11 protein-coding genes and 2 tRNA genes are annotated in these 13,591 nt (G+C 53.7%); 3 read left to right on the forward strand and 10 right to left on the reverse strand.

Annotated features, from left to right (window positions below; genetic code table 11):
• The first annotated feature begins 13 nt into the window (after positions 1-13).
• Positions 14-1,186, forward strand: coding sequence for a sulfate reduction electron transfer complex DsrMKJOP subunit DsrP (gene dsrP / locus N7E73_RS07540; protein ID WP_432738441.1), 1,173 nt, complete (start codon positions 14-16; stop codon positions 1,184-1,186).
• A gap of 288 nt (positions 1,187-1,474) precedes the next feature.
• On the opposite strand, the gene N7E73_RS07545 is transcribed toward dsrP, so the two are convergent.
• The 9 genes from N7E73_RS07545 to N7E73_RS07585 all read right to left on the reverse strand — a co-directional run bounded on the left by N7E73_RS07545 (position 1,475) and on the right by N7E73_RS07585 (position 10,792).
• Positions 1,475-2,113: a hypothetical protein gene (locus N7E73_RS07545; protein WP_432738849.1), complete on the reverse strand. Its 639-nt coding sequence runs from the start codon at positions 2,111-2,113 to the stop codon at positions 1,475-1,477.
• 4 nt (positions 2,114-2,117) lie between these two features.
• Positions 2,118-2,441 carry a hypothetical protein gene (locus N7E73_RS07550; protein WP_432738442.1) on the reverse strand — a complete coding sequence of 108 codons (324 nt, stop codon included), beginning with the start codon at positions 2,439-2,441 and terminating at the stop codon, positions 2,118-2,120.
• Positions 2,428-3,381, reverse strand: a complete 954-nt coding sequence (locus N7E73_RS07555) for a metallophosphoesterase (RefSeq protein ID WP_432738443.1) — start codon at positions 3,379-3,381, stop codon at positions 2,428-2,430. The genes N7E73_RS07550 and N7E73_RS07555 overlap by 14 nt, the downstream gene beginning before the upstream one ends.
• Positions 3,371-4,711, reverse strand: a complete 1,341-nt coding sequence (locus N7E73_RS07560; RefSeq protein ID WP_432738444.1) for an AAA family ATPase — start codon at positions 4,709-4,711, stop codon at positions 3,371-3,373. The genes N7E73_RS07555 and N7E73_RS07560 overlap by 11 nt, the downstream gene beginning before the upstream one ends.
• A gap of 238 nt (positions 4,712-4,949) precedes the next feature.
• On the reverse strand, positions 4,950-5,609 hold the full coding sequence (locus N7E73_RS07565) for a tRNA1(Val) (adenine(37)-N6)-methyltransferase (RefSeq protein WP_432738445.1): 660 nt from the start codon (positions 5,607-5,609) through the stop codon (positions 4,950-4,952).
• 86 nt (positions 5,610-5,695) lie between these two features.
• Positions 5,696-7,216: a murein biosynthesis integral membrane protein MurJ gene (murJ, locus tag N7E73_RS07570; protein WP_432738446.1), complete on the reverse strand. Its 1,521-nt coding sequence runs from the start codon at positions 7,214-7,216 to the stop codon at positions 5,696-5,698.
• Between the two features lie 260 nt (positions 7,217-7,476).
• Entirely contained in the window at positions 7,477-8,301 is an 825-nt protein-coding gene (gene mutM / locus N7E73_RS07575; RefSeq protein WP_432738447.1) for a bifunctional DNA-formamidopyrimidine glycosylase/DNA-(apurinic or apyrimidinic site) lyase, read from the reverse strand.
• A gap of 27 nt (positions 8,302-8,328) precedes the next feature.
• Positions 8,329-9,513 carry a ChaN family lipoprotein gene (locus N7E73_RS07580; protein WP_432738448.1) on the reverse strand — a complete coding sequence of 395 codons (1,185 nt, stop codon included), beginning with the start codon at positions 9,511-9,513 and terminating at the stop codon, positions 8,329-8,331.
• 13 nt (positions 9,514-9,526) lie between these two features.
• Positions 9,527-10,792, reverse strand: a complete 1,266-nt coding sequence (locus N7E73_RS07585) for a phenylacetate--CoA ligase family protein (RefSeq protein WP_432738449.1) — start codon at positions 10,790-10,792, stop codon at positions 9,527-9,529.
• Between the two features lie 270 nt (positions 10,793-11,062).
• Between N7E73_RS07585 and N7E73_RS07590 the strand changes: the two genes are divergently transcribed.
• Positions 11,063-11,138 (forward strand) — tRNA-Lys (locus N7E73_RS07590).
• Positions 11,139-11,241: 103 nt separating this feature from the next.
• Positions 11,242-11,317 (forward strand) — tRNA-Lys (locus tag N7E73_RS07595).
• A 225-nt stretch (positions 11,318-11,542) separates the two neighbouring features.
• Here N7E73_RS07595 and N7E73_RS07600 read toward each other — a convergent pair.
• On the reverse strand, positions 11,543-13,495 hold the full coding sequence (locus N7E73_RS07600; RefSeq protein ID WP_432738450.1) for a methyl-accepting chemotaxis protein: 1,953 nt from the start codon (positions 13,493-13,495) through the stop codon (positions 11,543-11,545).
• Between the last annotated feature and the right edge of the window lie 96 nt (positions 13,496-13,591).

Below are 13,591 nucleotides of genomic sequence, written 5' to 3' on the forward strand. Positions count from 1 at the left end.
GGGGAAGCTTGATATGCTCGAAAAAGCTCTAAGAGGCGGACCGAAGTATTGGGCCTGGATCGGCTTCCTGCTGCTCATAATTGCTTCCGGTTTCTGCGTATATCTGACCCAGCTCAAGGAAGGGATGACCATCACCGGTTTGAACCGTGATGTTTCCTGGGGCTTTTATATTGCTCAGTTCACCTACCTCGTCGGTCTCGCCGCATCCGGTGTTATGATCGTACTGCCTTACTACTTCCATCACTACAAGAAGTTCAAAGGCATGGTAATCATGGGTGAATTCATGGCTATTGCTGCTGTTGTCATGTGTCTCGGTTTCATCATCGTCGACATCGGGCAGCCCCAGCGTATGCTTAACATCATATTCCATCCGACTCCGAACTCCATCCTCTTCTGGGATATGATCGTTCTGAACGGATACCTTATCCTCAACGTGGTAATCGGCTGGACCTGCCTTGAGTGTGAACGTCAGCGCGTGAAGCCCCCCAAATGGGTGAAGCCCCTGATCTACACCTCAATTGTATGGGCATTCTCCATCCACACTGTTACCGCGTTCCTGTACGCAGGTCTTCCCGGCCGCCACTACTGGCTTACCGCCATCCTGGCTGCCCGATTCCTGGCATCTGCGTTCTGTTCCGGACCTGCAATTCTGCTGCTGGTTGTATTCGTGGTTCGCAAGATCACCAAATACGATCCGGGCAAATCAGCAATCGGAACCCTTACCACCATCATCACTTACGCAATGTGCGTGAACGTTTTCTTCTTCCTGCTTGAAATCTTCACCGCATTCTACTCCGGTATGCCGGGACACATCCACTCCATCGCCTACCTGTTCGCAGGTAGCCACGGCCACCACGAGCTGGTGCCCTGGATGTGGACTGCTGCAAGCTTCGCTATCCTGAGCCTTGCACTGCTCATCCCGCCCAAACTGCGTTACAACCAGAAGCTGCTGCCCTGGTCCCTCGCTATCCTCGTTATCGCAACCTGGATCGACAAGGGCCTCGGCCTGCTGATCGGCGGTTTTACCCCGAACCCCTTCAACGAGATCACCGTTTACTGGCCCACCGGTAAAGAGCTCATGATCTCCATGATGGTTTACGCTCTCGGCGCACTGACCCTGACTGTGCTCTACAAGATCGCAACAGACGTCAAGCGCGAACTCGGCGAACTGACCACCCCTGATTAATCTCGGGACAGTTCAACGGAATATTAAAAAGACCCGGCTTCTCGCGAAGTCGGGTCTTTTTTTATTTGATGCGCTATGCGGAGTTTGCCTCCGGCGGCCCTCCGGGGCTAAAACCCTTTTTGTAAAAAGGGTTTTAGAATCCCAAAAACCTTTAATAAGCTATCGCTACCAGCTCGGGATAAATACTGATATTTAAACGTCAGTTAACGCTCAATCAGCCCGGCAGCTATCGATCAAAAAAACGACACTTATTGATAAGCGCGAATATCTTTCACACAGAAAGAAAGATTACTTGATGCGCTTGATTCTTGCTCCGTGCTCACGGTCAGGCTCAAGGGCCAGAACGGAGTCGGCACTGTCAGCAAAGAGTTCAAGAGGATGATGGCTGATTACAAGCACCTGAAAACCCAGACGATGAGAAATGGTGCTGATGAGTTCCATGAAACGGGGGACAAGGTCGGGCCGCAGCCAGCAATCCTGTTCATCGAGGACGAGAAACGGGCGATGAGCTTCGGGATTCAGCCGGGAAAGGGCAATCAGGCGCAGGCCTACCGAAAGGATATTGCAGACCGAACCGCCCTGACCGACCATGATATCTTCTTCCCCACCCTGATTCAGAATCTGGAAATCCACCTGCAGCTTCTTGTCCCTGACCGAAGCCACCGCCTTGACCTCACGATCCTGTCCGAGAATCTCGCGGATGGCATGGGTCAGGTTGGTCTCCAGTTCGCTGAGCAGTTCGCCGAACAGGGCAGTGGAAAGCTCTTCCAGACGGGTTGAGGCTATGGGAGCCAGCTGCAGGAACTCGTCCACCTTGCGACTCTCTTCCAGAAGGGAACTCCAATCCTCAACTCTTGCGGATGCGCGCGCGGTCAGGCGGTCTGCCCTGCGTTCCAGGGATTCAATGGTAGGGAGCCCGGCTTCCAGCACGCTAGTTACCGCCCTGCTCAAGCTTCTGCAGACCTTCCATAATCGATGAAATGTGCGCGCGGTATTCGGCTACAAGACGGGCGTTCTCGGCCCGCTTGGTCTCGAGGAGACGGCCCAGTTCTTCGGGATTCGCCGTACCGTACTGCTGGACAGCCTGAGCTTCGAGGTCGGCAAGCTGACGGGCGATGTTGTCCAGATTCTGCTCGGTACGGACCTTGTCCTCACGCAGCCGTTCATACTGCCGCTTAAGCTGGTTCAGTTCCTGCTCAAGTCCATTGCCGGGCTGGCCCATGCCGTTGCCGTTCATTCCATTACCCATTGCCATCGGTAACCTCCGTATACAACTCCCAGATCAAAGCACTTTCAGGCTCTTCCGGGTCAATGTTATCTTCAAGAAACTGCTTAAGACCTGCGCCCTCATGGGTACGTTTCCAGGCCAGACGCTCAAGCCCCAGCAGGAACTTTGACTCAGCTGCTTCCGCGTCTTCAAATTCGACCGGGAAATCCTGATCGGGAAAGACTTCATAGAAATCCCTGTGCGGAATCACCCACTTTTCAAGATCGGTGCAATCAGATGTCCAGATTCCGGCCTCAGGCTTTCGTTCCAAGGCAAGCCGGGAAAACACAAGGCGCGAAATATTTCCGGGATTTGCCCAGGTCGTCATTCCGGCTGTGATGGACTCGCGCGGACGGTGAATATGCCCGTTTATGATCCAGTCGATTCCCTGTTTCTCCTTGATGGCGTGCTGCTGCTTCTGACATTCGGGAAAAGAAATATTGTGGTGAGTGACCCAGACAACTTTCAGATACCCGCCTTCGGTCCGGTCGAACTCCTTGGGAATAGGAAACCCGTCCGGCGATGCTCCCACCAGCACCAGCCCCTGTGGAGTCTCCAACTCAAAGGCTGGGCCGTCCTCGCTGATCAGCCTGATTACCCCGGCCACCTCAAGCACGGCCATGGATACATCACTGGTAAACCGGGCCTGATACTTGTCGTGGTTGCCGACAAGAACAAACGGCCTGTACCTACCAAACAGAGAAATCAGGTCCACCAGCAGGGAATTGCCGTTGTCACGCGGCCAGTGAAAAAGATCGCCGAGGATCAGCGGAACCATGTCCAGCTCTGCGGCTCGTTTGAGACAGGCTCCCAGCTTGGCAAGCACGTCTCCGGCATAGTCGCCCAGCCGCTGCCCCGGAGGGGAAGAGGCGATGTGCGGGTCACCGATAAGGAACAACCCTGCGCCTTTGATGCGATCAAGAGCCATGTCCGCCCTCCCCGATCATCCTGTCCGCTTCAAGTTCCCCGCCACACAAAGGGCAGTTGCCTATTTCGGACAGACGCTGCTCTATTCTCAGCTGTAACTGTTCACCGGCGGACTCAAGTTCAGCCAGACGGCTCTGTGCCTCCATACGGGCACGGCAAAGAGAGTTGATGCTTCCCTGCAGCTGTATCAGCGGCAAAGCATCAAAAAGCTCAGGAGGAGCAGCCAGAGGGGCCAGAGCATCAGCACGTCTGCCGATGCCACTGCGGTAAAAACGGAAACGGGAAATTTCACTGACTGCCCCGGACAGCGCAGAAATATCCGTCAGTTCCGGCGGAGATTGCAAAGAGGCAAGCACACTAGCCCTTTCAGACTGCAATGTTTTTGCACGGGACAGACGCTTGCGGTGCGACATGTCGGCTTCCAGACGCTGCACAGGAAACAATTCCGGGGGAGTCTGCAATTCCCCCAACTCCTGCGTCTTGGCCGTCAGCATGGCATTGTTTCTGCGCAGTCCGTCAATGCGTGCGACTATCCCCTCAAGCGGGAAAACAGGGTACAGCTCCGGCGGAGGATCAAGGACCGACAGTTCCCGGTCCCTTCCGGACAGGCTGTCCCTGTAAGATTCTAATTCAGACCGGCGTTCGAGCATCCCTTCAAGGGTCGGAATCTCTTTCTCCAACGCGTCTACCTGTTCCTTGAGGCTTCTGGCAGATTCCAGTTCAAGGTTGACATCAGGTAGAGTCTGCAGTTGGTCCAGCTCTTCCCGGATGCGATCCATTTTCTGCTGCTGAAAAGTCTTTTCCCGTCCGGCTGCCCGTACACGGTTCTTGAGTTCCGTCTGCATGGCCAGCAGGTGTGAAGCCTCAGACGAAGAAGCAAAAAACTGTGCTGCAACGGATGCCGGCTGGTCGAGTAAAAAAATCGGGTTGCGCTGGTTGCCGATGTGAACATCAAGAGAGCTGCCGCCTTCGAGCGGAACCTGATTCAGGCGCAGGATGCCCAGCACGTCTTCAGGAGGCTTTCTGCCGAACTTGGCATAAACTTCCCACTCTTCTTCACCGGGCTGCAGCACCTCATACCACGCGGTAGCCTTCTTGCGTATCCAGGCAACCCGGACTCCGTCGTCCATCTCCAGCTCAACCCGCGCCGCCTTGGCCCCGTGGCGCACAAAATGCCGGGGCAGCGGATTGGTCGCAATGCAGCGCAGGGCTTCCACAACAGACGATTTGCCGCTGTTGTTGGGGCCGGTCAGCACGGTCATGCCCTCACCAAGCTCTATCTCGGTCTCCGCGTGGGCAAGAAAATCTTTAAGAATAATTTTTCTGATCATCGGTTTCTGCCGCGCAATTTATATGGCTCCGGCGGCTTAAACCCTTTTGCAAAAGGGTTTAAGAATCCCAAAACCTTTTAACAGGCTTCGCTACGTAAATTGGCAAAATATTATTTGGTAAAAGAATTAGCACGTCTGCCAATATAACTATTTAATTGAACAAAGCTATATATACAGCCTAGTTGAAACAATGCTCGAACCAAGATCCTGTTCCTGATCCGTAGGCACTGAATATCACTTATCTGCATGACGACTGCTTGGCAATGAACGGGCAATAATCAACGGCCGCAGCAGTCAGGGACGCTCCCTGCTCGAACAGGACTACAGGAGGTTCCAGTATCAATCCCGGCTTGCCGCCCTTCACCGCCTCCAGCAGAACCACCTTTGAAGGCGTATCCACACGTCCGTGGATAAATTTCATACGCTTGGGTTCAAGCTTGTACCGGGTAAAGGAGTTAACCAGTTCGGCAAGGCGTTCGGCAAGAAAAACAAAGCAGACCCGCCCGCGGTTACGGACCATACGCGAAGCGGTCACAACAAAGGCATCAAGGTCACACTCAACCTCAAAACGCGCCTTATTCTTTGCCGCGTCAGGACAGTTCTGCCCGCACCCCTCTATGCGATACGGCGGATTCGATACCACCAGATCATAGCTTCCGGCAGGAGCAAAATCAGGCACACACACATCAGCCCTGAAAACAACTATCTCACCCGCATAGCCCAGCCGTTCTACATTGTCCTGTGCGGCTGCAACCATTTCCGGATTTATATCTATCCCGGAAATGACAAGCTTCTTACCGGGATTTCGTAGCATAATGCCCAGCGGAATAACCCCGCTGCCGGTCCCTAAATCAAGCACCCTTCCTTTTGTCGGGACGGAGACAAAACTGCTGATCAACAGCGAATCCGTTGAAAACCTGAATCCCGTCTCCGGCTGCACCAGTCCCCGGGGGAAACATTTCCGCGCTTCTTCAAACATTACCGTCACCGCCTGCGACGCAGTGCCCCGACCAGCAATCGGGCATCCTCGGAGCGGAGAAGCAGTGCCCCGCCTCCGTAAACTGCCACCCAAACCGGTATCAGCGCAAACCACAAAATGTCATAACGCGCCGAATACCATGCGCCCACTCCGATCAACCCGCTCAAAAGCAGACTCTTGAACACCCCGGCCCATGGAAACGGAGAAATCCCGGTCCTGCGGCCCATGATAACTGCCAGCAGCAGACTGTTGAGCATGGAAGACAGCGAGACAGCCAGAGCAAGCCCCACATGTGCCATAGACTGCATGAGCAGATAACCGGCCGCCACATTGACCAGCAGACAGCCGATGGCGATCTTGACCGGCGTTCTGGTGTCCTCCTGCGCATAAAAGGCTGAAACCAGCGGGCGGGACATGGCAATGAAAGGCAGCCCCACGCCATAAGCCATCAACGCCTGAGCAGTAGCCGCAACAGCCTGCTGGTCAAAAGCTCCGCGCTGGAAAAGCAACCCTATCAGCGGATAGGCAAGTGCAACCAGCCCGGCCATGGCGGGAAGCGAAATGAACAGGGTCAGCCCCACAGTATTCTGCAGGGTCAGAGCGAACTCCTTCTCCCTGCCCTTGACGCACAGGGCGGCAAGACTGGGCAGCGCGGCCGTCCCGACCGCAATTCCGAATACGCCGAGCGGGAACTGCACAAGCCTGTCCGCGTAATAAAGATAAGACACGCTGCCCACAGGCAGAAATGAAGCCAGCAGCGTCCCAAGGGCCACGTTGATCTGATATACGGCCGCCCCGAGCACAGTAGGCAGCATGAGCCTGCCCATGCGCTTTACGCCGGGATTATCCAGTTCTGTTCTGCCGCGCCAGCTCAAGCCCGCCCGCTTCAGATACGGCTGCTGCAGAAACCACTGCAGAAGCCCGCCGAGAAGCACGCCCCAGGCCATGAAAAGGGCCACGCTGTTGCCGGTAAAATATCCGATCAGCGCAGAGCCGATAAGTGCGATATTGAGCATGCACGGAGCCAGTGCCGGGGCCAGAAAGTGCCCCAGGCTGTTCAAAATCCCCATGCACAGGGCAACGCCGCAAATAAAAATCACATACGGGAAGCAGACCCGAACAAGCTCAACAGTCAAGCCCATCAGTTCAGGATTACGACTGAATCCCGGCGCAATGACAAGCACCAGCGGCTTTGCAAAAATGATCGCCAGCAGGGTCAGCCCGCCGAGAATTATCAGCAGCCAGACCATGGCCGAACGGGCCATGGCAAAGGCAGCCTCATCGCCCTGTTCCTGCCTGATGCGGCTGAAGACAGGCACAAAGGCCATGGTAAGTGATCCCTCTCCGAACAGCCTGCGCAGCAGATTCGGAATACGGAAAGCCACAAAAAAAGCATCCGCAGGGAGCCCTGCCCCCAAAGCGAACGCAACAATAAGATCCCTGACAAAGCCAAGAATCCTTGAAAGCAATGTCGCACCGGCAACGACCGACGCGTTACGTACTATTTTACTCGACTCAGCAGTCATGAAAATGCTCCGGCGGCCAGAGGGGAAAAACTTTTGCAAAAGTTTTTCCCCTCTGGACTCCCCTTTTCAAAACCTTTCAACGAGGCTTCGCCGCTGGGGACGCTATATTTACAAAAAAAATTATATACCTTTCCCCATTCAGATTTACCTGGGGAAAAACCCAATCAAGTGTCCAACGGATTCACCAACCCCACCCTGCGAAGCATAACTAAAGCGTCTTTTGGGGAGAGGGGAAGGGGAGGCAACAGCAACACCCCAAACTAACCGCTCATCTTCTGGCAGTTGCAGCAGAAGGTGGACCCGCGTCCTGCGACAGTGCCGCCCTCAAAGATCTTACCGCAGCAGGGGCATGGTTCACCTTTCTTGCCGTAAGCCTTGAAGCTGTTCTGGAATCCACCGGCATCACCGCCAGCGTCGACATAGTCACGGATGGAGCTTCCATTTTCGCTGATGGCCTGCCTGAGCACGGCCTGAAGCTCGGTGAAAAGTCTTTCAAGAGATTCAGGCGACAGATCGCAAGCCTTGGCCTTGGGATGGATGCCGGACCGGAAAAGGGACTCGTCAGCGTAGATATTGCCGACCCCGGCCACAACGGACTGGTTGAGCAGCAACCCTTTTATCTGGGACTTGCGGCCCTCGACGCGCTCTACCAGTTTAGCGGCCGTTGTTTCCAGCGGCTCCGGCCCGAGGTTGCGGTAAAAGCTCCATTCCTCAAGTTCGTCATCGGTAAGGGCGCGAACTTCGCCGAATTTGCGGGTATCGTGAAACTCTACTGAGCCGCCGTCACTGAGACTGAAAACTATCCGGGTGTGCGTCTGAGGGACGGTGGGGCCTTCATGGGCCAATACCCGTCCGGTCATTTTGAGATGAAAAGTTACGTGCAGATCATCACCAAGATCCATGATCAACAGCTTGGCTCTGCGGCGCACGGCTGTGATCGTACGCCCGGCGACGCGTGCGGAGAACAGGTGCCAGGGCATTTTTACGCTGCTGTGGTTGAGAATCTTCACCGCCTCAATGGTCTTTCCGACCAGAGAAGCGGCCAGTCCGCGGGAGATGACTTCTACTTCCGGCAATTCTGGCATTATATCTTCCTGCAATATTCTTGCTGATTACTCATTCTTCTTAGTCCGGGTAAGCAGTCCCAAATCAATTTCAAACTGCTCTCCCCGTCTGTCCATGGTAAATATCAACGGCTTGTTTTCCTTATGGGCCCTGCTTCCTGCCATATGCATGGCGGACAGGGAGTCCACAGGTATACCTTGGGCCCTGGAAATAACGTCTCCGGGACGGATGCCCGCCCTGTAGGCCTTGCGGTCACGCTTTACCTCCGTAACCACCGCCCTGCCCTGCCGCATTTCCACGGTCATGCCCATCCTGCTCTCATAGCTTGGGGGGCAGTAGAAAAACGAATCCGCCGCAGTTGGATAGAATTCCTCTCCGCGCCACGGCATTACGGTCATTATCCGGGCCTGCGGGTCCAGCACCCTGAGACGGCGGGCAATTCCCCAGCCGTGCTCCACGTGGCCACCTCCGGCAAGGATTACAACCGGATGGCCGGAACTCCTGCGCAGGCTGACGGCCTTCTCAGCCATAGCCGTATCCCAGAGGGACTGCACCAGAAAAAAACGTTCGATCTGCTTCGGGTCCTCGGCATCCCGCCCCTGATGCATGGCCAGAACTTCCTTAAGACCCTCTTCCTGCTCGGGAGCGGGAGGAATCACTTCGGCCGGAAGCATGGCCCGGTCTTCCGGCAAAAGACCTTCAAGCCCCTTGCTGCGGATCTCCCCGGTCAGCCGGAACGGAAAATTCAGTCCGGCAACAGTCAGCTGACGCTCGGCAGCCAGTTCGAAAATGGGCCTGAACATGTTGAAATCGTATTTCCAGCCGTTTTCCCAGTCCAGAGCAGCGGGGAGCTCTTCCACAGGCAGCTGGCCGAGGTTGAAGCGGTTGAGTTCATCCTGCTTTGCGGCAGTCACCATTTCAAGGCCGATGGCGTACCTAGCCGCGCCTCTGGTCAACCCTTCGATGACAGCAAACTGGACCTTATGGTCGCACACGCTGGTATGACCTTCACCGATGAGCACGTAATCGGCTGTCTTGCCCTGGGCAATGAGCTTGTCAAAGGACAGCCGATCCCCTACCGGGTCAAGATATTCGCCGGGACAGGGCAGAAAGGATACCGCCATTTCGGATGAAACAACGGTCTTTACGCAGCCTGCCGCCACCAGAAGAAATAATAATGCGCAAAGGGTCCGAAGACCCCTTGCGCATTTTTCATTTGTATTTTGCACCATGCAGTATACCGGGCTAATCCCAGATTCTCTTGTCTTCAATGGGTCTGACCTGCGGAGGCAGTGAACCGGGGGTCAGTACCTTGAGGATCGGGCGCAGTTTGATCTTTTCGCGGAACATGTGCAGCAGTTCGTCTTCGCGCTTGAAGTTGGAGACCTCGATATTGAGGATCATCTCGTCGATGCCGCCGGGGTTGGTGACTTCGATCTGCCAGCGTTTGACTTCCTCGAAGTGCGCCATGACCTGCTCCACCTGATGCGGGTAGACGAACATACCCTTGATGCGTGCGGTGGTATCCACTCGACCGACAATATTGCCCAGACGCGGAGTTGAACGGCCGCAGGCACAGGGAGTGCGGTCGATGTAGCTCAGGTCGCCGGTGGCAAGTCTGATCAGCGGGTAGGTCTTGTTGAAGGCGGTGATTACGATTTCGCCGACTTCACCGTCCTTGAGCGGAATACCGGTATCGGGGTGACAGATTTCAACAAAGGCGCGGTTGGTGATGTGCAGCCCGTTTTTATGGTAGCACTCGTAACCGATACAGCCGACATCTGCGGTTCCGTAACCCTGACGCATGATCAGGTCGAACTTCTTCTCGAGATTTGAACGGACTTTCTCGGAGAACTTTTCACCGGTAACGAAAGCCACTTCAAGATAGAGGTCCTTACGCAGGTTGAGGCCTGCTTCTTCAGCCTTCTGAGCCAGATGCATCAGGTAGCTGGGGGTACCGACATAGCCGGTAACTCTCAGCTTCTGCATGATCTCAAGCTGGCTGTTGGTTGATCCGGGGCCTGCGGGAACAACTGCACAGTTGAGGTTGCGCAGCGGTTCTTCGAACATGAGACCGGCAGGAGCCAGATGGTAGTTAAAGGTGATCTGGGCCACGTCGCCGGAACGGAAACCGGCGGCATAGAACCCTTCAGTCCATCCCCAGTAATCTTCCGCGCGATCTTCGGGGTCGAAAATGGGTCCGGGCGACAGGAACACACGGCGCAGTTCGCCGAGATCCTTGGTCAGCAGGCCGCCAAGACGCGGGCCCATGGACTGCAGAAAGATAAGTTCTTTCTTCTTTAATATGGGTATATGCTTGAGGTCGGAAATATCCTTGAATTTATCAACCTGAAACTGAGCTCTGTCAAAACGCTTTTTAACGTCTTCCGAATAACGGTAGGCATAAGCCAGAAGCTCCTTAAGCTGGAGAGCGCAATATTGGCGTCTCTCACCCTCATCCAGAACTTCGCGGCGGCTGTATATGCCTTCGGTACGATCTTTACGAGTCATGTATAGGTTTCCTCCAAAAGTTATTGCCAAGCGGAGACAACTCCCCACTTTAACGCGGTATATATATTAAATCTTATTATATTTGTCAACTTTTTCAGAAAAATGCGAATGATAAACGGTAGTTATGATAAATACGCATTCTAGCAAAACAAGCTAAACTATAATGCAGCCCCTTCATTCTAACGCATTATTTAAAAAAATACAATTTTTTTCCATTTTTCCGTTGACAGGTTGGGCCTGTGTAGATAAAAGCTTCTTCGTTCGCACGGAGGGTCGTTAACTCAGTCGGTAGAGTATCTGCCTTTTAAGCAGAGAGTCGCTGGTTCGAACCCAGCACGACCCACCACTGCAAACATCTTTGACAAATGGCAGTCTAAATAAAGCCAAAAAATGACTTGACTTTTCAAGCACAAGTCAACTAGGCTAGATAGACATGCTTTAAAATATATGGGTCGTTAACTCAGTCGGTAGAGTATCTGCCTTTTAAGCAGAGAGTCGCTGGTTCGAGCCCAGCACGACCCACCATTTTTAAAGAAAAGGCATTCAATTTTTCATTGAATGCCTTTTTCTTTTTCAAAATCTGAAACAACGCAGACGGTGTGCCATTCAGGACCACACAGCCATATCCGCCAACTCCGGCCCGCTGGCCTGAGCCAAATATTCTTCCTGCCGCTATACTTCTTAGGATAAAAAGAAACCCTGCCACCGAAATTCAGGCGGCAGGGTTCAATGTCAGTATTCATACAAGAACTAGAATCTATCAAATCCATCCTCTTCATAGCCCAATTCTGAACCTCCGGAAGGAAGCATCCTACGCCTTCCACGTTCAAGGCGGAAGAAACTCATCGCCTGTTGCAACAACTGTCCCTGACGGGAAAGCTCTTCGGAGGTGGAGGCCATTTCTTCGGCAGCGGACGCATTCTGCTGAATGACACTGTCCAGCTGCTGAATAGCCTTGTTGATCTGGCTCACACCGGAGTTCTGTTCACTGCTTGCAGCAGCAATCTCCTGCACAAGCTCGGCAGTCCTACGAATGCTCGGGACAAGTTCCCCAAGCATTGTTCCGGCTTTTTCCGCGACATCGACCGATGAGGCGGAAAGCTCACTGATCTCGGCTGCGGCAACTCCGCTTCTTTCCGCCAGCTTACGCACTTCTGCCGCAACAACGGCAAAACCCTTACCGTGCTCTCCGGCACGGGCAGCTTCAATGGCGGCATTAAGAGCTAGAAGGTTGGTCTGCCGGGCGATGTCTTCAATAATCATAATCTTCTCGGCAATACTCTTCATTGCCTTGACGGCCTCGCTTACAGCCTGCGCACTCTGATCTGCCTGCACCTGGGACTTTTCAGCTACACTTTCGGTCTGCAGGGCATTATCGGCGTTCTGCTTGATATTGGCGGCCATCTGCTCCATGGAAGAGGAAACCTCCTCAATTGATGCAGCCTGCTCTGTGGCCCCCTGCGACAGACTCTCGGCAGAGGCTGAAAGTTCCTCGCTGCCGCTTGCAACACTATCGGACGCGGTATTCACGTCTTTCACAACATCCCGCAACTGCCCTACCATCTGACGCATTCCCTGTGCCAGGCGTCCAAGTTCGTCTTTCCGTCTGAGATCCACATCAGCGGCGAGATTCCCCTGACTGACCTCAGCAACAAATTCCAGCCCCTTGCGCAACGGACCGAGAATACCGGAGGCGATAATCCAGGCCATGATAATTCCGGCCAGAAGTGCGACAATGCTTACAGTTACAACCACACGCTGCGTTGACGATGCCTGCTGAAGCATCTGCTCATCGCTCATAATATTTCCTGCAACAGTGTTGCGAACTTCTGTCAGTATGGATTGGATCTTCTTGAGCTCTGGAGCTGTAACCGTACTATAGATTTCCGAAGCTTCAGCAAGCCGCTTCAATGCATCATCGTGCCAGGCGACCAGCGCATCAAGCTGAGCAAGGGTCTCCTTGGCATTCTTTTCCACATGCTCATAAAAATACTTCTGGGCGCCAAACCCGTCCTTTCGGGCAAGAAACTCGTTAAGAACCTTTACTGAATCATGCAGACGCATATGCGGCTCGTATACGCCCTTAAGAGCCTCTGCCAAAGCAGGATTGTCCTTAGTCAGCTCCTGCACCTGAGCAGAATAGAGCCATTTTCCAAGACCGCACTGTCTGGGATTGGTCTGGACCTTTATTTCCATGGTATCCGGGTCCATGAGCTGCTTTAAAACAGCGACCATCCAATTGAGATGATCCAGCTTCTTATCCCTGAAAAATTTGCCGAGTTCAGGATCTACCGGGACATACTTTTCACCAATGGCAATAGCCGATTGGTGAAGCTTGTTGTGCGACGACTCGATCTGGTTGAGCAAAGGTCTGATCTGCGGAACCAGCTCCTCAGCCTCTTTTCTTTCATCGCTGTAATACCATTTTCCGAAGCCGCATTTATGCGGATCAGTCTGAACATCAAGTGTGTGAACATTTCTGTCTGTCAGGAGCGTATTCACCTTATTCGCCCAGTTAAGGTGATCTACAACTTTCTGAACAAAATCAGCCCGCAACTTGTTGCCGTCGATCACATCGTGCGCGTCATGCACGATTCGGCCGATTCCCATGATCGCCCATCCCCCAAGCAGCACCAGCAAGGCCAGAACCGAACCAAAGCCGATGACAAATTTATAAGCCAACCTTAAATCCTTCCAACTCATAACACTCTCTCCCTCTAAAAACCCTACTAAGAACAGGTATATCGGCAAGCATAGTTACCGCTCACTTATCGATAACATATTTTTCAATAAGGACGA

Source organism: Maridesulfovibrio sp. FT414 (genome assembly GCF_050916235.1).
Classification (GTDB): domain Bacteria; phylum Desulfobacterota; class Desulfovibrionia; order Desulfovibrionales; family Desulfovibrionaceae; genus Maridesulfovibrio.